Genomic DNA, 19,550 nt, shown 5'->3' with positions numbered 1-19,550 from the left:
CCGGCCAGGACCGCCGCCAGAACAAGTGGCGCTGCCGTCACCGTAAAGATATGTCTGATTGAAATGCTGTGCATTTGCCTATCCTCCTGCTTTCTGCTTTGAATCCAAAACCGCCAAAACGCGGATGTGGCTCTCAAGCTATCGGGAGGCCTGCTGTATGTCCTGTGAAGCGTATTGGCAAACCCTGAAATCTTTCTGTGAGAAACATGGAACCCGGCACGGAGCCCTAAAACGGGGCACAAACAGGCACGATACAATCGGTCTTCAAATCCACCTGGAGTTGGTTGCCGCATGGGTCTCCACGCCGGATTCCACCTCGAAGAGTGGACCGTCCATCCCGAGCAGAACCGCCTGAGCGGCCCGAACGGGGAGGTCCATATCAATTCCCGGGCGATGGACGTGCTGGTGTATCTGGCCGCGCACGCCGGGGAGGTGGTCAGTCGGGATGAATTCAACCGCTCGGTCTGGGCGGAGACCGTCGTCGGCGACGACGCGGTAACCTGGTGTATTTCTGAATTGCGCCGGCAACTGGGGGATCAGGCATCCAGTCCGCGATTTATCGAAACCATTCCCAAGCGCGGTTACCGCCTGGTTGCCCCGGTTCGGGCTTTGGACGAAACCGAGCCCACTGCTGGCACGGATGGTGGAGACTCGCCTGCTTCCGAACCGGGCGGGCCCAACCCATTCATCAAACCCCGGCTGCTCATCGAGATACTGGTTCTGGCCGGGCTGGTCACGGTTGCGGGCTGGCTATGGCTGGACCGTCAAGAGCCCGCGGCACAGGCGGATCAGTCCATCGCGGTGTTACCGTTCGACCACTTCTCCACCGATCTGCGCGACCCCTTTGCCGAAGGCCTCCACCACGAGTTGCTGACCCGGCTGTCGAATATCGCCGATCTGCGGGTGATCTCTTCCACCTCGGTCAGGCAGTACCGTGATTCCAACAAACCGATCCCCGAGATCGCGCGGGAGTTGAACGTGGCCTGGGTGATGGAGGGCGCCATCCAGCAGGCCGGTGACGAAATCCAGCTCAATGCACAACTGATCGATGCCGCATCCGACACCCATGCCTGGGCGCGAACCTATCGCCGTGAACTGACGGCCGAAAACCTGTTCGCTATTCAAGCCGACATTGTCGACGACATCGCCAGCGCCATGCAGGCACAGCTGAGCGCTGAGGAACAAGAACGGGTCGTGCGCGTCCCGACCGAGAATCTCGAGGCCTACGCCCTGGTGATTCGTGGCGCCACCCTGCTCGCCCGGCGCACGGAATCCACCATGCGTCGGGCCGCCGATCTGTTCCGGCGGGCCATCGATCTGGATACAGACTACGCCGATGCCTGGGCCGAGCTGGCCAGCGCGCAAACGCTACTGGTCTATTACGGCCATGAAGACGCTGAACAGATGCTGCCGCGGGCGCGAGAAAATGCCCTGACCGCGCTGAAGCTGGCGCCCGACCTGCCGATGGCCCACATGGTTCTGGGTGTGGTTTACATGCATTTCGACCACAACGGGCCGGCCGCCCTGGAGGCCCTGGGCAAGGCCCGTGCGCTGTCTTCGGATTACACCGGCTGGTTGGCCTGGATGCAGGCAGTCGCAGGCAACCTGGACGGGGCACTGGCATTGACCCGGGAGCAGGTCGAGCGCGCACCCTCCGCGCCTTCGGTCAATATGTCGCTGGCATTTCTCAGCCTCGCCGACCGCCAACCGGGGACCGCACTCGAACACGCCCGAAAGGCCCGGGAGCTTTCCCCCGGCTATGCACTCGCCTGGTTACTGGAGGGGCAGGCTCTTCTGGTCCAGGGGCACTACCGGGAGGCGATTACCGCCGTGGAAGCCGCACTCGATCACGCCAGCGACGAATCGATTACCGAATACCGGGGCTGGCTGGCAGCCGCCCATGCCCGAGCCGGCGAAACCGAAAGGGCACGGGAACTGGCTGAAACCGTCGCGGACAGCGACGATGGCTATGCCCTGGGCATTGCCAGGCTCGGCCTGGGCGAGCTTGACGCCGCGCTCGATGCCCTGGGCCGAAACGGTTGGAACGATAACCAGACCATCGTGCTGCGATACCACCCGTTTCTGGATCCATTGCGGGACGATGAGCGATTTAATGCCATCATCCGGCGACTCGATCGTCACTGGGGCCTGGCGGAAGGCTGAACGATTCCGCGAGTTCAACCCGATAACGTCAAGTCCCCGAATCAGCCGGTTCGCCGCCGCGCATCCAGACATCTCGCTGCGGAAACGGAATCTCGATGCCGGCTTCGCCCAGTGCCTTGTAGACGGCCATGTAGAGCTCGTGGCTGACCTTGCCGCGCTCGACCGGCCGCTCGACCCAGCACAACAACTCGAAATCCAGACTGGAATCGCCGAAGCCGCGCATGCGAACCCGCGGGGTCGGGTCCTTGCAGACGGTGTCGTGCTCGGAGGCGAGGCGCTCGAGCAACTCGACGACTTCGTCGACGTCGCTGCCGTAAGCCACGCCCACCTTGATGCGAATACGAAAGCGCTCCCACTTGCCGCCCGACTCGTTGTAGATCTGCGAGTTGGCCATCATCGAGTTGGGCACGGTGATCTCGACGTCGTCGCGGGTGAGAATACGCGTGGAACGAATGCCGACCTTGGTCACCTCGCCGCGCTCACCGGTATCGAGCACCACGTAATCTCCCAGTTTGTAGGGTGCATCGGCAATGATGAAGAAACCGGCGAACAGGTTCGCCAGCGTGTCGCGCGCCGCGAAGCCCACGACAATGCCGATCACCCCGGCCGAGGCCAGCCAGGCGGTCGGATCGATGTTCCATACCATCAGCAATGCGTAGGCGGCCGCACCCACCACGACCACCGCGAGGATAAGATCGAAAAGCGGCATCGTCCGCGCCTCGACGAACTCGAATCGCTGGCGTAATCGGCCGACGATTTCCAGCCCCACATGCCCGGCGCGCAGGGACGACATCATCAGGTGCAGGATCAGGAAGCTGAGCAGCAGGCGAATGATAATCTGCTCGGCACGCTCGCCCAGGCCGATCACCTGGATGGCCAGCACGATCGCCACGTAAACCACCAGGATGGCCGCTACGTTCGCGCCTATTCGCAGCAATTTCTTGTCGAGCTGGTTCTTCGTCCGGGCCGTGACCTTGTGGCCCCAGAACAGGATGAAGCCCCGGCCCAGCAGGGCCAGCCCGATCCCGACAATGGCCACAGCCAGGGCAAGCGCCAGGGGGTAAGCGGCGAGGAATTCCCACGCGAAGTGGATGGATTCGGGCAACCAATCCGGCGGGGTCGCGGGGTTGTCTCCTTGCATTCGCTGACTCACTGATCTTCCTTCAACGGACGGCCGCTACCGGGAATCCTGCCCCAGTCTAGCGCGATTTGCCGCGTGAGCGCCTGAGAGGGTCACAAGCATTGCGCTGTATGCAGTGCCTCCGGTACAATTGACGGGATTTGCTTGGGCAACCAGGCAAAGAACCAAAAACACACGCTGGTCGACACATGCGTCGGGGTTGTCCCGCCTTTACGGGCTGAGGATCGCCGCATGGGATCAGCGGAGGCCTAAACCCCGGACAAAGCACGTTCCGCCGATTGACCCGAAGGAAAACTGCGGACGGGCCGCTTGTCCATGAAAATGGAGTAAAGACATGCCTGACGTCACCATGCGCCAGATGCTCGAAGCTGGCGTGCATTTCGGTCACCAGACCCGATACTGGAACCCGAAGATGGAACCCTTCATCTTCGGTGCCCGCGGCAAGATCCACATCATCAATCTCGAAGAGACCCTGCCGCTGCTCAAGGACGCGCTGAATTACCTGAGCGGGCTCGCCGCCCGTCGCGGCACTATTCTGTTCGTCGGCACCAAGCGCGCAGCCAGCACGGCCGTTGAAGAAGAGGCCCGGCGCTGCGGTATGCCCTTTGTTTCGCATCGCTGGCTCGGCGGCATGCTGACCAACTTCCGCACCGTGCGCGGCTCGATCAACCGCCTCAAGGATCTCGAGCAGCAGGAAACCGACGGCACCTTCGATAAGCTGGTCAAGAAGGAAGTGCTCGATCTCACCCGCGAACGTGACCGCCTGGAGCGAAGCCTGGGCGGCATCAAGGACATGAACGGCCTGCCCGACGCCATGTTCGTCATCGACGTCGGCCACGAAGATATCGCCGTGGCCGAGGCGCGCAAGCTGGGTATTCCGGTCGTCGCCGTGGTCGACACCAACCACAACCCGGACAACATCGATTACGTGATTCCGGGCAACGATGACGCCATCCGCGCCATCCGCCTGTACACGCAGCTGGCCGCCGACGCCATCCTGGAAGGCCGCGCCTCGGTACCGCAGCCGGGCGAAGGCAACGAAGACGAGTTCGTCGAACTCGATGCCGAAGGCAATCCGGTTCAGGCCGCCAAGTCCGAACGCAAGAAGACCGCCGCCAAGAAGGCCGCGACCAAGAAGACCGCCAAGAAGAAGACGGCGGTCAAGCCCGAACCGGCAGCAGCCACGGAAGAGGCACCTGCCGCCGAGACCCCGGATGAGGCGCCCGCCGCGGAGACCAAGGCCGAAGAACCCGCCAAGGAAGCCGCCAACGGAAAGGAAGCGGCCAAGGCCGAGGCACCGGCCCAGGAAGCAGCCGGCGAGAAGGAAGCGGCCAAGCCCGCCGCCAAGAAGGCGACCAAGAAGAAGGCCGCCAAAAAGAAGACCACCAAGAAGAAGGCGGCCAAGAAAAAGGCCGCCAAGAAAAAGGCGACCAAGAAGACCGCGACCAAGGCGGACGACGAAGGCGGCGAGTCCTGATTGAACCCGATTTGCAAGGAGCTTTGAAAAAGCCATGAGTATTTCTGCAGCACAAGTCAAGGAATTGCGCGACCGCACCGGCGCCGGCATGATGGAATGCAAGAAGGCGCTCGTCGAAACCGACGGCGACATGGATGCCGCCCTGGAGCACCTGCGCAAGAGCGGCCTGGCCAAGGCCGACAAGAAGTCCGATCGCGTTGCCGCCGAAGGTGCGGTGATCATGGCCGAGTCCGGCGATCGTGCCGTTCTGGTCGAGATCAACTGCGAGACCGACTTCGTCGCCAAGGACGACAATTTCCGGCGCTTTGCCAATGAAGTCGCCGGCCTGGCACTGACCGTCGACAACGTGGACGCGCTCAACGAGGCGACCATGGAAAACGGCCAGAGCGTGGCCGAGTCCGCCAAGCAGCTCATCGCCAAGCTGGGCGAAAACATTCGCGTGCGCCGCATGGCGCCGCTGTCGGCCGACGGCGGCATCATGGGCGGCTACATCCACGGCGGCCGCATCGGCGTGCTCGTAGCCCTGAAAGGCGGCGACGAGGAACTGGCCCGCGACCTGGCCATGCATATTGCCGCGCTCAATCCGGTCTACCGCGACGTCGAAGACGTGCCGTCGGATGTGATCGACAGCGAAAAGCAGATTCTCGTCGCCCAGGCCGAAGACAGCGGCAAGCCGCCGGAGATCATCGAAAAGATGGTCACCGGTCGCCTCAACAAGCGCCTGGCCGAGATCACGCTGACCGGCCAGCCCTTCGTCAAGGACAGCGACCAGACCGTGGGCAAGTTGCTCAAGAACCGGAACGCATCGGTCGAAGGCTTTGTCCGCCTGGAAGTGGGCGAAGGCATCGAGAAGGAAGAAGACGACTTTGCGGCCGAGGTCATGGAGCAGGCACGCGGCTAGGGAGTCGCTGAAAACTACTGCGCACGCGCCTGACGGCGTCCGGCAGCGTAGGCAGCGAAACCTCGGCGACTTTCCGGAGGAAAGAAGCCGGGGTTGAGCGCCGTGAAACGCGTGCTCGGAATCCTCAAGTGTTCGGCTGGTCAGATCATTACGGTTAATTGAGCAGGGAGGCTGCTGGATATGAATGAGAACGCCCACTATCGACGGGTTCTGCTCAAACTCAGTGGCGAGGCCCTGCTCGGCGAGTTTGATTACGGCATCGATCCCAAGGTTTCCTCGCGCATCGCGCGCGAGGTGGCCGATGTCGTTGCATCCGGCACACAGATCGGCGTGGTCATCGGCGGCGGCAACATATTCCGCGGCAAGGGGCTGGCGGCCTCCGGCATCGATCGCATCACCGGCGATCACATGGGCATGCTGGCCACCGTCATGAACGCCCTGGCGCTGCAGGATGCCCTCGAGAAGGCCGGCGTGACCACGCGTGTGATGTCGGCCGTATCCGTACGCGATGTGTGCGAGGACTACATCCGCCGACGGGCGGTGCGCCATCTCGAGAAGGGGCGTGCGGTAATTTTCGCCGCCGGCACCGGCAATCCGTTCTTCACCACCGACACGGCGGCCAGCCTGCGCGCCATCGAAGTCGGCGCGGACGTGATGATCAAGGCCACCAAGGTCGGCGGTATCTATTCGGCCGATCCGGTGACCGACACCGAGGCGACCCACTACGCACGGATCAGCTATGATGAAGTCATCGAGCGCAAGCTGCAGGTCATGGATACCAACGCCATCGTCCTGTGCCGCGACCAGTCCATGCCCATTCGCATCGTCAACCTCAATCTTGCCGGCGAGCTCGGCCGGGTGATCCGCGGTGAGGATGTGGGCACGCTGGTGAGCTGATCCGGCAGGGGCTGCAAGCCGGACCCATGACCACTACAATCGACGGCCGGATCGCGACAGCGTACGCAACCGAGTTGAATCCAAGAGGTGAGACATGCTCAACGAAACCAGGAAGGATGCCGACGAGCGCATGCAGAAAAGTGTTGCTGCGCTCAAGAACGAACTTTCCAAGATTCGTACCGGCCGGGCCCACCCGACACTGCTCGAGCACATTACGGTCGACTACTACGGCACCGAGGTTCCGCTGAACCAGGCGGCCAACATCAACGCCGAAGACGCGCGCACGCTCAGCGTCGTGCCCTTCGACAAATCGATGGTGCAAAAGATCGAGAAGGCCATCATGACCTCCGATCTGGGCCTCAACCCGGCCACCTCGGGCGCCAACATCCGGGTGCCGCTGCCGGCACTCAACGAAGAGCGGCGCGCCGAGCTGGCCAAGGTAGTCCACGCCGAGGGTGAGCAGGCGAAGATCGCGATTCGCAACATCCGCCGCGACGCCAACCACCAACTCAAGGAATACCTCAAGGAGAAGGAGTTGTCCGAAGACGACGTTCGGCGCGGCGAAACCCAGGTCCAGGAACTGACCGACAAGTATGTCGGCCAGGTCGATGAGCTGGTATCGGCCAAGGAACAGGAGCTGATGGAAATCTGAGGTTCCTCTTGGTTGATCTTCACTCCTCGCCTCAACATGTCGCCATCATCATGGACGGCAACGGCCGCTGGGCAATGCGCCAGGGCCGACCTCGATCCGCCGGCCACGAAGCCGGCTCGGACGCGCTCAAGCGCACGATACGCGCCGCGCTGTCCCAGCACATTCGCGTTCTGACGGTCTACGCATTCTCGAGCGAGAACTGGAACCGCCCCAAATCGGAAGTAAGAAAGCTCCTCGATCTGTTCCTGCGCGCACTCAATCGCGAAGTCCGCGAACTCGACGAGAACGGCGTGCGGCTGAACTTCATCGGAGACCGCTCGGCGTTCAGCCGCACCCTGCGCGAAGGCATGCAACAGGCCGAAAGGCGCACCGCCGGCAATGACACGCTGCAGTTGAACGTCGCCGTCAACTACGGCGGCCAGGCCGACATAATCCAGGCAGCACGCCGGCTTGCCGAGCAGGTGGCAAACGGCAAACTCGATCCGGCCGAAATCAATTTCGACCGATTCGGCTCAATGCTGTCGCTGGCCGCGCTGCCGCCGCCCGACCTGTTCATCCGCACCGGCGGCGAACGGCGCCTGTCGAATTTCCTGCTGTGGCAACTTGCCTATACCGAACTGTACTTCACCGATGTGCTGTGGCCGGATTTCGGGGAAGAACACCTCCAGGCCGCGCTGGCCGACTTCGCTCGGCGAGAACGCCGCTTCGGTGGTCTGGGCCAGGTGCAGAGTGCTTAGGCTCAGGGTGCTCACAGCCCTGGCGATGGCCACCGTCGGCCTGCTGGGGGTCTTCGCCCTGCCCGCGGCAGGATTCGCCCTCTTCGTCGGGCTGGTACTACCGTTGCTCGGCGGCTGGGAAGCGGCACGTCTGGCCGGTATCGACCATCAGGCCGCACGCTGGTTCTATGGTATCGGCCTCGCGGCCCTGGCCGCCATGATTCACGTTCTCGCTCTGGAACCCGCCTGGCTGCTGACGAGCGCCTGCGTGCTGTGGCTGCTCAACCTGGCCTGGTTGTCGCGACCCGCGCTGGGACGGTCAGGAGCGCCGACGACCACTGCCGTCAAGCTGGTCGTGCTGGGTGGGGCGTTGCTGGCCGCGTGGCTGGGACTGAGCCTGCTGCAGTCGCTGTCACCCTGGCTCGTCGTCCTGCTGCTCGTGATCATCGCCGCCGCCGACACGGGTGCCTATTTCAGTGGCCGTCATTTCGGCGGGGCCAAACTGGCGCCGACCATCAGCCCGGGCAAGACGCGGGCGGGCGCGCTGGGTGGCCTGCTAGGCGCGGCCGTGCTGACGCCGGTCGCCGGCGCCATTTTTCCCATGAACCCGTTCGAAACGTTCACGCTCGCCGCCCTGGCCTTCGGCATTGCGATGATCTCCATCGGCGGCGATCTGTTCATCAGCCTGCTCAAGCGCCAGCGCGCGCTCAAGGATACTTCCGCCCTGCTGCCCGGCCATGGCGGCATTCTCGACCGATTCGACAGCATGACCGCGGCAGTCCCCTTCTTCGCCCTTGCCGTGCTCAGCACGACCGGTACGCCCTTGCCCTGACCGGACCGACACTGCTTCGGCACAGACTCGACTCACACAAGCTACAATGGCGCGCTTCGCCAAGGAATGCTTGCAATCAATCACCGGCCGCGAACCGGTGCGGATGCCCGACTCGACATGCTCGAAATTTTCGGACCCATTTTGTGGCTGGCCGTCGCCCTCGGCCTGCTGGTCACGTTTCACGAGTTCGGCCACTTCTGGGTGGCCCGGCGGGCGGGCGTTCGTGTGCTGCAGTTCTCGATCGGCTTCGGTCCGGCGCTGTTCTCGCGCACCGGGCGCGGCGGCACTGAATATCGCGTGGCGGCCATCCCGTTGGGGGGCTATGTCCGCATGCTCGACGAACGCGAAGGCCCGGTGGCCGAAGGAGAGCTCGACCAGGCTTTCAATCGCCAGCCGCTTGGCCAGCGGGTAGCCATTGTCGCCGCTGGCCCGGCGTTCAACTTCATTTTCGCCCTGGCCGCATTCTGGCTGATGTTTGTCGTCGGCATTCCCGAAACCCGGCCTGTCGTCGGGGAGGCCACCGGCATTGCTGCCGAAGCCGGCCTCGAGCGCGACGACCTGATCGTGCAGGTGGGCGAAAAGGAGACCGAGACCTGGACGCACGTGCTGCTGCAATTGATGCCGGCCGCCCTCGATCGCGAACCGGTTACGGTGATCGCCGAACGTCCGGGTGGAAGCCGCCGTCCGACAGAGCTGCGCATGGACAGTCTGCCCGCGCAGTTCGACGAATCGCGCGCGCTCGAGGCAATCGGCCTTGAGCCGTGGCGGCCGGACCTGCCGCCGGTGATCGATTCGGTCAGCCCGGGCACGCCCGCCGACGACAGCGGCCTTCAAGCCGGAGACCGCATCGTCAGCGTGGCCGGCGAGCCGGTCGAGGGCTGGCGCGATGTGGCCCGCCTGATTCCGGCCCACGGTGTCGACGATCAGGGTCACCCCCGCGAGCTTTCGATGGAGGTCGAGCGCGACGGCCGACGCATGGACCTGGCGCTGACACCCGCCATCCAGGAAGGTCGCCCGGTCATCGGCATCCAGTCGCCGCCGCCGGACGAGGCGACACGCGCCGACATGGAGCGAGCCTTTACCATTCTGCGTCACGGGCCGGCCGAAGCCGTGGGGGAGGCCTTTGCCGAAACCGGCCGACTGACTGCCGCGACTTTCGGCATGCTCGGCCGGATGATCACCGGCAACGCCAGCCTGAGCAACCTTTCGGGCCCGATCACGATCGCGCAGATGGCCCACTCGTCCGCCTTGCTGGGCTTTTCGCGCTTCCTTTTCTTCCTCGGCCTGATCAGCCTGTCACTGGCCATCATCAATCTGCTGCCCATCCCGGTACTGGATGGCGGCCACTTGATGTATTACCTTGTGGAGTTCATCAAGGGGTCACCGGTATCCGAGAAGACCCAGATCCTGGGTCAATACCTTGGCATCCTGATGGTCGTCGGGCTGATGAGCCTGGCGATATTTAACGATCTGTTACGCCTTTTTTCCTAAACTGCAGCGTGCCCTAGCGGTTCATGCTGAAACAACCAACCGGAACGCATCCGAAATGAAACGAATCTGCCTGCTGCTGATGCTGCTTTTTTTCACCGGCCTCGCATCAGCCGAGACATTTCGCATCAGCGACATTCGCGTCGACGGACTGCAGCGACTTTCCGAAGGCACCGTGTTCAGCTACGTGCCCCTCGAGGTGGGCGACCAGATGACACCGTCACTGGGCCGCAGCACCATTCGGGACCTGTGGGAAACCGGCTTCTTCAACGATGTCCGGCTCTCAAGAGAGGACGATCTTCTGGTCATCACTGTCGAGGAGCGCCCGGCGATTTCATCGATCAGTATCGCCGGCAATCGCCAGCTCAAGACCGAAGACCTGATGCCGGCCTTGGCCAACATCGGTATTGCCGAAGGGGAAATCTTCAACAAACTCGAACTCGACCGTGTTCGACAGGAGTTGATCCAGCAGTACTACAGTCGGGGCTACTATGCGGTCAACGTCGACACCGAGGTCGGCGAGATGTCGCGTAATCGGGTCAATCTCAGCATCCAGGTCACGGAAGGCGACCAGGCGCGCATTCGCCATATCAATATCGTTGGCAACGAAACTTTCAGCGAGGACGAACTTCGCGACGAGTTCGAGTCCGACAGCAAACTCGGCCTGTTCTTCTGGCAAGGCGCCAACAAGTACACGCGTGAAAAACTCTCCGGCGACCTGGAAACCCTGCGCTCTTACTACCTCGACCGCGGTTATCTCGATTTTTCTATCGAATCGACCCAGGTTGCGATCAGCCCGGACAAGAGCGACATCTTCATCACCGCCAACATCCGCGAGGGCGAGGTCTACACCGTCAAGGACGTGGTACTCACCGGCGAACTCATCCTGGGCGAGGAAACCATGCGGCGGTTGATCATGATCGAACCGGGCGAGACCTTCTCGCGCAAACAGGTCGAGCAGAGCGTGGACAACATCACCGCCATGTTGTCGAATATCGGCTATGCCTTCGCTAACGTCAATCCGGTGCCGCGCATCAATCGCGACACGCTCGAGACCGAACTCAACTTCTTCGTCGACCCGGGCAAGCGCGTCTACGTGCGACGGGTCGAATTCCGCGGCAATACCCAGACCAAGGACGAGGTCCTGCGACGCGAGATGCGCCAGTTCGAGGGCGCCTGGTTTTCGCAATCGGCCATCGATCGGTCGAAACTGCGCCTGCAACGTCTGGGCTATATCGACAACGTCAATATCGAGACACCGGCCGTGGAAGGCAGCGATGACCAGGTCGATATCGTCGTCAGCGTCGAAGAACAGCCATCGGGGAGCTTTCAGGTCGGCTTCGGCTTCTCGCAGGTGCAGGGCCTGATCGCCTCGATCTCCGTCCAGCAGGACAACTTCCTCGGTAGTGGGCGGCGTGTCGGTTTCGCGGTCAGCCACAGCGACATTTACACCCAGGCGTCGGTCAACTACACCAACCCGTACTACACCGATGACGGGGTTTCGAGAGGCTTCTATGCCCGCTACACCGAATTCGATCAGCGCGACGCCAATATCTCCTCGTTCTCGACCAGTCAGGCTGCCGCAGGCGTCAACTTCGGATTCCCAATCAGCGAGGTCGACTTCCTGCGCTTCGGTCTCGGCGCCCAGGAAGTCGACATCAACATCGGCGGGAGCTTTTGCCGGGAAGACCCCGAGGATCCGGAATCGCCCGCATTCACCTGCTTCAGGGCAGAACGGCCGCTGGGCATCTCGCTTGACGAAAACGGCAATGGATTACTCAGTTCGGACGAGCGTCGGCTGAGGACCTACAGACTCGATAGCACCTGGTCGCGCGATAGCCGAAATCACTACCTCAATCCCTCCCGGGGTTCGCTCCACCGCCTGGGCGCCGAGATCGCCCTGCCGGGCAGCACCCGCGAGTTCTACCGCCTCAACTACAGGTTCCGAAAATACTGGCCCCTCGGCGGCAGCGGCATGGCCTTCAGCGTCAAGGGCGATGTCGCTTATGGGGATTCCTACGACAACTATGACGACGATCTCGGCCTCGAGCCGGTCGAAGTGGAACTGGGAGACAATCTCAGGCGGACCTGTCAGCCCGATGAGGTCGTGAGCTTCGACGACGGCCTGCCGTTCTACGAGCACTTCTATGGCGGCGGCGTATCCGATATCCGCGGCTTCGAGGACAACTCGCTCGGCCCGAAGGATCAGTTCTGCCGCTCGGTCGGCGGTGACTTCAAGGTCATCGGCGGTATTGAACTGGCCTTTCCGCTGCCGAATATCGAAGCCAGCGGCACAAGACTGGCCTGGTTCGTCGATGTCGGCAATGTCTTCCGCAACTACGACAGCTTCGAGACCGACAAACTGCGCGCCTCCACCGGCCTCGCCCTGACCTGGCAAGCGCCGGTCGGTCCGATTATCATTAACGTGGCTACTCCTCTCAAAGAGCGCGAAGGCGATGAAACACAGGTCATTCAATTCTCCTTCGGCCAGACGTTCTGACCCGCAGGACGTGTAATGAGGGCGAACACGCTCAGCGGGTTGAACGTCAGCGGCTGCGGCCGGGCGCGGTTGATCGCGTTCGGCCTGCTGCTCCTGTGTTCGAGCGTGTTCGGCCAGGACCTGCGCATCGGCTACGTGAACATGAAGCAACTGTTCGACGCCGCGCCGCAGGTCGTCAATGTCCGTGAATCACTGGACCAGGAGTTCCGCCCGCGCAATCAATCACTGCTGGCCGACGAGGCCCGCCTGGAGCGGCTGGAAGCCGAGCTCGCCGAATCCACGGACCTGACAGCAGAAGAACAGTTCGAACGTGAACGTGAAATCCGCAACCTGCAGCGCTCGATCGAACGAAGAAGAGAGGATCTGGAAGAGGAGCTGCGATTTCGAACCAATGCCGAAAAGAAGGCACTCGAAGAGACCATCGAGGTCGCCGTCGAACAGATTGCCGAAGCGGGTGAGTTCGACCTGATTCTGACCAGTCCCGTCGCCTATGCTTCCGACCGAATCGACGTGACCGACCGCGTCCTGGAGTGGCTCGAGGAAGATTTCCGCAGCCAGCGAGCCGGCGACGAACAGGCCGGGCAGTAAGACAATTCCGGACACGCGCATGCAAGACACCACGCTCAAGGCGCTGGCCGACCGTTTCGGCCTGACACTTCGCGGCGACCCCGACCACCGCGTTGGTTCGCTGGCCACCCTCGCCACCGCCGGCCCGCAAGACGTCAGTTTCCTGGCCAATCCGTCCTATGCGACTCAACTGGCCGAGTGCCGCGCCGGTGCGGTCATCATCGGAGAGGCCCTGGCCGAACGCTGGGACGGCAACGCGCTGATCAGCAGCAATCCCTACGCCACCTGGGCGAAGGTCGCCGCCTGGCTCAGCCCCCGTGCCAGCACCGAGCCCGGCAAGCATCCCACCGCCGTGGTCGGCGAGCGTGCCAGCATCGATCCATCGGCCAGTATCGGGCCGCACGTCAGCATCGGAACACGCGCACACATCGGCGCCAACGTGGTTATCGGGCCGGGCTGCGTCGTCGACGACGATGTGAGTATCGGTGACGATTCCCGCCTTCTCGCGCGGGTTTACGTCGGCCCGGGTTGTCAGCTCGGCCAGCGAGTCCTGGTGCATCCCGGCGTGGTCATCGGCGCCGACGGCTTCGGGCTGGCGATGGATGCCGGCCACTGGATCAAGGTGCCGCAGCTCGGCGCGGTCGTCATCGGCGACGACTGCGAGATCGGCGCCAACACCACCATCGACCGCGGCGCCATCGAAGACACCGAACTGGCCGAGGACGTACGCCTGGATAACCAGGTCCAGATCGCCCACAATGTCCGTATCGGGGCCCACACGGCCATTGCTGGCTGTGTCGGTGTTGCCGGATCGACGCATATCGGGCGTTACTGCATGATCGCCGGCGCCTGCGGCATCGGCGGCCATCTGAGCATCTGCGACAAGGTCGTCATCACCGCCATGAGCACGGTGCTCGATTCCATCACCGAACCGGGGGAATACGGTTCGGGCATACCGGCACGCCCGCATGCCCGCTGGAAGCGGATACTGGTCCGTCTGGGGCAGCTCGACGACTGGGTTCGTCGCCTGCGCCGGCTGGAGCGAAATCAATCCTGACCAATCAAGACAAGAACGCAATGAACGACACCAAACAGGTCGATATCGAAAGGATTCTCGAACTATTGCCTCACCGCTACCCGTTCCTCCTGGTGGACCGGGTGCTGGACTACTCGCTGGACGGGAAGCCCCATATCCGGGCGCTGAAGAACGTGACCATCAACGAGCCCTTTTTCCAGGGGCATTTCCCCGGCCATCCGGTCATGCCCGGCGTCCTGCTGCTCGAGGCCATGGCCCAGGCCGCCGGCTGTCTGGCGCACCTGGCGCGCGAGGCGAACGGCGAAGACAACCGGCTCTACTACCTGGTCAAGATCGACAAGGCGCGCTTCAACCGTGTGGTAGTACCCGGCGACCAGCTCGTCTTCGAGGTCTCCCAGAAACGCCTGATGCGCAACATGGGCCTGTATGAAGCTACCGTGCTTGTCGACGACAAACCGGCCGCCAGCGCCGAGCTCCTCTGCGCCGCCCGTCCCGATCCGACGCCATGATTCATCACACCGCCATCATCGAAGACGGCGCTCATCTCGGCGACAACGTGTCGGTCGGCGCCTACAGCGTGATCGGGCCGGAGGTCGTCATCGGCGACCACTGCTGGATCGGCCCGCACGTGGTCATCAACGGCCGCACGAGCATCGGCGAGAATTGCCGCATCTACCAGTTTGCTTCCGTGGGCGAGGCGCCGCAGGATAAGAAATACGCCGGCGAGGACACGGCTGTCGAAATTGGCCGCGACAACACCATCCGCGAGTACGTCACCATCAACCGCGGCACCTCCGACGACGTCGGCGTGACCCGCATCGGCGACGACAACTGGCTGATGGCCTACAGCCATGTTGCGCACGACTGCCAGGTGGGCTCGCATACGGTTTTTGCCAACGGCGCGACCCTGGCCGGTCATGTGATCGTCGGCGACTGGGTCATCTTCGCCGGCTATTCCGGTGCACACCAGTTCTGTCGTATCGGCGCGCACGCCTTTCTCGGCATGTACGGTGGCGTCAATCAGGACGTACCGGCCTACGTCATGGTCTCCGGCCAGCCGCCTAGACCGCGCGGCATCAACGCCGAGGGACTCAAGCGCCGCGGCTTCGAGGCGGCGCAGATTCGCAATATTCGCGAAGCCTACCGGCTGATCTACCGCAAGGGCATGCAGCGTGACGAAGCCATTGCCGAGTTGCGCCGGCGCGTTGGCGAACAGCCGGAACTCCAGCTGATGCTCGATTCCATCCAGAACAGCCAGCGCGGGCTGCTGCGCTGAATACTGCAGCGTGAACCGCCGGCCCCCGCGCATCGTGCTCGTTGCCGGCGAAGCCTCCGGCGATGCCCTGGGGGCCAGCCTGGCGCGGCAGTTGAAGCAGCAGGATCCCGACATCGAACTGGCCGGCGTGGCCGGCGAGGCCATGCGAGACTCCGGCGTCACGGGCTGGTTCGATCTTGACGAACTCAACGTCATGGGCCTGACCGAGGTTCTGCGCCACCTGCCGCGCCTGTTTCGATTCCGTCGCAAACTTCGGCAGCGTATCCTGGAATGGCAGCCGGATGCATTCGTCGGCATCGATGCCCCCGACTTCAATCTGCGCCTGGCCCGTCAGCTTCGTCGCCGGGGACTGCGCACGGTGCAATACGTCGCACCCACGGTCTGGGCCTGGCGCCCGGGTCGGGCGGCCTCGGTGGCCCGTTCTACTGATCTGCTGCTGACGCTTTTCCCGTTTGAACCGGCTCTTTTTCGCGCCCACGGCCTCGCCAGCCGCTTCGTCGGCCACCCTCTGGCAGACGAAATCGCGAGCCTGCCTCGGCTGCTCGACGGGCGAAAATCGAAAACAGGGCAAGGGAACAGGATCGTCCTGCTTCCCGGCAGCCGACGCGGTGAAATCGAACGTCATGCCGAGCTGCTGGCCGAGACCGCCGGCTGGCTGAGACAGCACCGTCCGGCTCTGGGACTGACCATGCTGCTTGCCCGCGAAGCCCACCGCGAGTTAATCGACCGCCTCGTCGGTGAGCCCCTGAGGCAGGCGGGCGTCGAGGTAGTTTGTGCCCAAACGCGCGAAGGCCTGGCCGAAGCCGACGCGGCCGTTAGCGCTTCGGGCACGGCAACGCTCGAGGCTTTCCTGCTCGAATGCCCGCTGGTCGTCTACTACCGCCTCGCACCGGCTACCTACTGGCTGCTCCGCGGCCTGCGCCTGGTGCGCTCACAGTTCATCGCACTGCCCAACATCCTGCAGGGCCGCGCACTGGTGCCGGAATTCGTTCAGCAGCAGGCGCGGCCGGAAGCGCTCGGGCGTGAGGCGCTGGCCTGGATCGACGACAGCGGCCGTCTGGCTGCTTACCAAGCGGCAGCCAAGCGTTGTCGCAGGGAACTGGCCGCGGGCGCGAGCAAGAATGCGGCCAGCGCCCTGCTGGACCTGATCCATCATGACCACCGCTGACGTCTGCACCGGCCCGATCGCCGGCGTCGACGAGGCCGGCCGCGGACCGCTGGCCGGCCCCGTCGTCGCCGCGGCCGTGGTGCTCGACCCACGACGTCCGATCACCGGGCTGGCCGATTCCAAGCAATTGTCGGCCGCGCGCCGCGAGAAGCTCGCCGACAGCGTCCGCCAACGAGCCGTCGCCTGGGGTTTGGCGGTCGTCGAGCCGGGCGAGATCGACCGCCTCAACATTCTCCAGGCCACTTTGCAGGCCATGCGCGAAGCGCTCGAAGCCCTCGCCCTCGATCCCGTGCTGGTCAGGATCGACGGCGATCGTTCGCCCCGACTGCCCTGGCCGGTGCAGACCGTGATCGGCGGCGACCGGCTCGACCGAGCCATCTCGGCGGCCAGTATCCTGGCCAAGGTTCACCGTGATGCCCTGATGCTCGAACTCCACGAGCAGTGGCCGCATTACGGCTTCGACCGGCACAAGGGCTATGCCACGGCCGCGCACCTGGCGGCCCTCGAGATCCACGGTCCCTGTCCGGCCCACCGTCGCAGTTTCCGTCCCGTGCACCAGGCCTCCCTTTTCTAAGGAAACTCGGATCCGAAGGTCCGTGAGAACACGGCAATGGCCCAGACGGCCGCTGTGCTCGAGCCGGGCGAAAGCCGCCTTCAGCTCGATGTTCCGGCCGACCTGATGCTGGCATCCGGCTAGCTTCGTTCTAGTCCGGGCCTGCCAGAGCTTCAGCCGGTCAAGAAACCGGGAGAGACGCGCTCGGGTGCCTGGGCCTGTTCGATCTTGTCGACACGCGCCGCCGAGGGGCCATCATGCAGCCAGCGCTCGAGTTCATCGAGCGCCGAAGGGGAGCCCGTGGCCACCACCTCGACCCGGCCATCGGGTAAATTGACGGCGTGGCCTGACAGGCCCAGCGGTTCGGCCTGGCGGCGCGTCGATTCGCGAAAGAAAACGCCCTGAACGCGGCCGGAAATCAGCCATTTGCGCGTCTCACTCTTGCTCATCGATCCACTCCGTGATCATTTCGCTGGTGACCGGTCCCAGCCAGGTCTCGACCATGGCGCCCTCGCCGTCGATGAGATGGGTCGTCGGGAGCACACGTGGCGGACCCAGGTCGGCCGGCGGATCGTAGACATCGACCAGAAGAACCGGATAGCTGGCCGGGTAGGATTTAAGGAACTGCTTGAAGTCGGCCGGATCGGTATCCTCGAAAGCCAGCCCGAGCACGGTGATGTCTTCACGGCTGTCGTGCATTTCAGACAGGTCGGGAATTTCCTTGCGGCAGGGCTTGCACCAGGTTGCCCAGTAGTTGACCACCACCCACTGGCCGCGGTAATCGGACAGCCTGTGCCGGTCGCCATCGAGCGCCGGCAACTCGAAATCGACTTCGGCGACGACCGGGCTGGCCAGCAATACGAGCACGACCCATACGAATCTCATGAAAGTTCTCCTACCTGAAACTTCAGCAATGCCTTGATCGATCGGTTCATGGCCGGCCGACCGGCCTCGTCGACCGCCTGCAGGCTATCGACGATCGCGCGATCCCAATGACTCTCGACGGGAACCGACTGCAGCTCGCCGATGGGCAGTATGAACGGTCCGGCGCAATAGAGTTCCGCCAGCGTGATGTCTTCGAGATCCGTCGAAAGCAGCCAGTCGCCGTTGTCGTCGGGATGAATGAAGCCGGCCTGGTGGAACCAGTCCAGAATCCGCCCGATCTGCGAATCGCTGGCGGCCGGTTCGCGCGATAGCAGATCAGGCTGCGACAGCGCCCGGCCCTGTCGCTGGGCATGCCAGAAATGCCCCAGCAGGCGCAGCGCCAGTACCAGTTCATGCCGGTTCGACCAGCGCCAGTCGCTCTTGCGGTAGTTGAAGGTCGTCAGTGCCGCGGCCACGCTCGCGCCCAGCAGGACCACCACCCAGGAAACATAGATCCATACCAGGAAAATCGGCACCGCGGCCAGGGCACCGTAAAGTTTTTCATAGGTCGGGAAATGCGTCACGTAAAGCACGAAGCCGCGCTTGGCCAGTTCGAACAACACAGCCGACATAAAGGCGCCGGCCAAGGCGTGTCGCAGACGCACCGTCCGGTTGGGCACCACCAGAAAGACCAGGGCAAAACCGATCATGGCCACGAAGAAGGGGGTGAGGTTGAGGAAGAAAGCCTGCAGCACACCGCGCACGGCCTCCGGCGCCAGCAGCGGCACGGCCGCGAGATAGGAGGTGAGCGCCAGGGAAGCGCCCATCAGCAACGGTCCGAGCGTGAGCACCGACCAGTAGGTCAGCAAACGGCCGGCGATTCCGCGCGGTTTGGCCACGCGCCAGATCCGGTTGAAACTGCGCTCGATGGTCGACATCAGCAACAGTGCGGTGATGATCAAGAAGATCGTGCCCGCCCCGGTCAGCCCGGCGGTGCGCTCGACGAACTGATTGAGGTGTTCCTGGACGGCATCGCCGGCGGCCGGCACGAAATTGGAGAAGATATAGCTCTCCAGTTCAGTCGCCCACTGATCGAACACCGGAAAAGCCGAGATCACGCCGAGCATCACCGCCATCAACGGTACCAGCGCGAGCAGGCTGGTATAGCTCAGGGCAGCGGCTGCCTCGAAGCTGCGGTCTTCGCGAAAATGGCGCCACAGATGCTGCCCGAAGGCGCGCAACCAGCCCGGATCGATCAATGCATCCAGCCAGGTCGGCGCCGGCTGCGTTGACACCGCGTCCCGAGCGGGTACGCTACG

At 63.4% G+C, this 19,550-nt stretch carries 18 protein-coding genes and 1 pseudogene; 15 read left to right on the top strand and 4 right to left on the bottom strand.

Translation table 11 applies throughout. From position 1 onward, the window contains the following. The first annotated feature begins 291 nt into the window (after positions 1-291). Positions 292-2,163: a winged helix-turn-helix domain-containing protein gene (locus tag DZK26_RS05505; protein ID WP_116898404.1), complete on the top strand. Its 1,872-nt coding sequence runs from the start codon at positions 292-294 to the stop codon at positions 2,161-2,163. A gap of 28 nt (positions 2,164-2,191) precedes the next feature. Here the strand turns inward: DZK26_RS05505 and DZK26_RS05500 are convergent, their stop codons facing one another. Further along, positions 2,192-3,304, bottom strand: a complete 1,113-nt coding sequence (locus tag DZK26_RS05500) for a mechanosensitive ion channel family protein (RefSeq protein WP_116898405.1) — start codon at positions 3,302-3,304, stop codon at positions 2,192-2,194. A 334-nt stretch (positions 3,305-3,638) separates the two neighbouring features. On the opposite strand from DZK26_RS05500, the pseudogene rpsB reads away from it, so the two are divergent. From rpsB to rnhB, 14 genes and pseudogenes are all read left to right on the top strand, one after another. Next, positions 3,639-4,433, top strand: a pseudogene (rpsB, locus tag DZK26_RS14525) (30S ribosomal protein S2); the annotation flags it as partial. Between the two features lie 382 nt (positions 4,434-4,815). Beyond that, positions 4,816-5,682: a translation elongation factor Ts gene (tsf, locus tag DZK26_RS05490; protein ID WP_116898407.1), complete on the top strand. Its 867-nt coding sequence runs from the start codon at positions 4,816-4,818 to the stop codon at positions 5,680-5,682. Positions 5,683-5,862: 180 nt separating this feature from the next. Next, positions 5,863-6,579 carry a UMP kinase gene (gene pyrH, locus DZK26_RS05485; RefSeq protein WP_116898408.1) on the top strand — a complete coding sequence of 239 codons (717 nt, stop codon included), beginning with the start codon at positions 5,863-5,865 and terminating at the stop codon, positions 6,577-6,579. 94 nt (positions 6,580-6,673) lie between these two features. Further along, entirely contained in the window at positions 6,674-7,231 is a 558-nt protein-coding gene (frr, locus tag DZK26_RS05480) for a ribosome recycling factor (protein ID WP_116898409.1), read from the top strand. Between the two features lie 8 nt (positions 7,232-7,239). Then, entirely contained in the window at positions 7,240-7,968 is a 729-nt protein-coding gene (gene uppS, locus DZK26_RS05475) for a polyprenyl diphosphate synthase (protein WP_258870874.1), read from the top strand. Continuing rightward, positions 7,961-8,779 (top strand): phosphatidate cytidylyltransferase, encoded by an 819-nt coding sequence (locus DZK26_RS05470; RefSeq protein ID WP_181918401.1) that lies wholly within the window; start codon positions 7,961-7,963, stop codon positions 8,777-8,779. Before uppS ends, DZK26_RS05470 begins: the two co-directional genes overlap by 8 nt. 66 nt (positions 8,780-8,845) lie before the next feature. Continuing rightward, entirely contained in the window at positions 8,846-10,270 is a 1,425-nt protein-coding gene (gene rseP, locus DZK26_RS05465; protein ID WP_258870875.1) for an RIP metalloprotease RseP, read from the top strand. Positions 10,271-10,325: 55 nt separating this feature from the next. Beyond that, the gene (bamA, locus tag DZK26_RS05460; protein ID WP_116898412.1) at positions 10,326-12,767 is read left to right on the top strand and encodes an outer membrane protein assembly factor BamA; all 2,442 of its coding nucleotides are present in this window, start codon (positions 10,326-10,328) and stop codon (positions 12,765-12,767) included. Positions 12,768-12,782: 15 nt separating this feature from the next. Continuing rightward, a complete protein-coding gene (locus tag DZK26_RS05455; protein ID WP_116898413.1) occupies positions 12,783-13,355 on the top strand; it encodes an OmpH family outer membrane protein in 573 nt (190 codons plus the stop codon). Between the two features lie 19 nt (positions 13,356-13,374). Further along, positions 13,375-14,391 (top strand): UDP-3-O-(3-hydroxymyristoyl)glucosamine N-acyltransferase, encoded by a 1,017-nt coding sequence (gene lpxD, locus DZK26_RS05450; RefSeq protein ID WP_116898414.1) that lies wholly within the window; start codon positions 13,375-13,377, stop codon positions 14,389-14,391. A 20-nt stretch (positions 14,392-14,411) separates the two neighbouring features. Continuing rightward, a complete protein-coding gene (fabZ, locus tag DZK26_RS05445; protein WP_116898415.1) occupies positions 14,412-14,879 on the top strand; it encodes a 3-hydroxyacyl-ACP dehydratase FabZ in 468 nt (155 codons plus the stop codon). Next, positions 14,876-15,646 (top strand): acyl-ACP--UDP-N-acetylglucosamine O-acyltransferase, encoded by a 771-nt coding sequence (gene lpxA / locus DZK26_RS05440; RefSeq protein ID WP_116898416.1) that lies wholly within the window; start codon positions 14,876-14,878, stop codon positions 15,644-15,646. Before fabZ ends, lpxA begins: the two co-directional genes overlap by 4 nt. Positions 15,647-15,656: 10 nt before the next feature. Next, complete coding sequence (lpxB, locus tag DZK26_RS05435) at positions 15,657-16,814, top strand: lipid-A-disaccharide synthase (RefSeq protein WP_181918402.1); 1,158 nt, start codon at positions 15,657-15,659, stop codon at positions 16,812-16,814. Continuing rightward, positions 16,801-17,388 carry a ribonuclease HII gene (gene rnhB / locus DZK26_RS05430; protein WP_116898418.1) on the top strand — a complete coding sequence of 196 codons (588 nt, stop codon included), beginning with the start codon at positions 16,801-16,803 and terminating at the stop codon, positions 17,386-17,388. The genes lpxB and rnhB overlap by 14 nt, the downstream gene beginning before the upstream one ends. A 152-nt stretch (positions 17,389-17,540) precedes the next feature. Here the strand turns inward: rnhB and DZK26_RS05425 are convergent, their stop codons facing one another. Genes DZK26_RS05425 through DZK26_RS05415 form a run of 3 tightly spaced genes read right to left on the bottom strand, consistent with a single transcriptional unit; the run spans position 17,541 to position 19,526 of the window. Next, positions 17,541-17,816 carry an acylphosphatase gene (locus DZK26_RS05425; RefSeq protein WP_116898419.1) on the bottom strand — a complete coding sequence of 92 codons (276 nt, stop codon included), beginning with the start codon at positions 17,814-17,816 and terminating at the stop codon, positions 17,541-17,543. Further along, positions 17,803-18,252 (bottom strand): TlpA disulfide reductase family protein, encoded by a 450-nt coding sequence (locus DZK26_RS05420; RefSeq protein WP_116898420.1) that lies wholly within the window; start codon positions 18,250-18,252, stop codon positions 17,803-17,805. Before DZK26_RS05420 ends, DZK26_RS05425 begins: the two co-directional genes overlap by 14 nt. Then, positions 18,249-19,526 carry a virulence factor BrkB family protein gene (locus DZK26_RS05415; protein WP_181918403.1) on the bottom strand — a complete coding sequence of 426 codons (1,278 nt, stop codon included), beginning with the start codon at positions 19,524-19,526 and terminating at the stop codon, positions 18,249-18,251. Before DZK26_RS05415 ends, DZK26_RS05420 begins: the two co-directional genes overlap by 4 nt. Positions 19,527-19,550 lie beyond the last annotated feature (24 nt).

Origin of the sequence: Wenzhouxiangella sp. 15190 (assembly GCF_003417465.1) — a bacterium.
In the GTDB taxonomy this organism is placed as follows: Bacteria; Pseudomonadota; Gammaproteobacteria; order Xanthomonadales; family Wenzhouxiangellaceae; genus Wenzhouxiangella.
The sequence above is the reverse complement of the archived record's forward strand: the minus strand, read 5'-3'. Positions and strand labels throughout refer to the sequence as shown.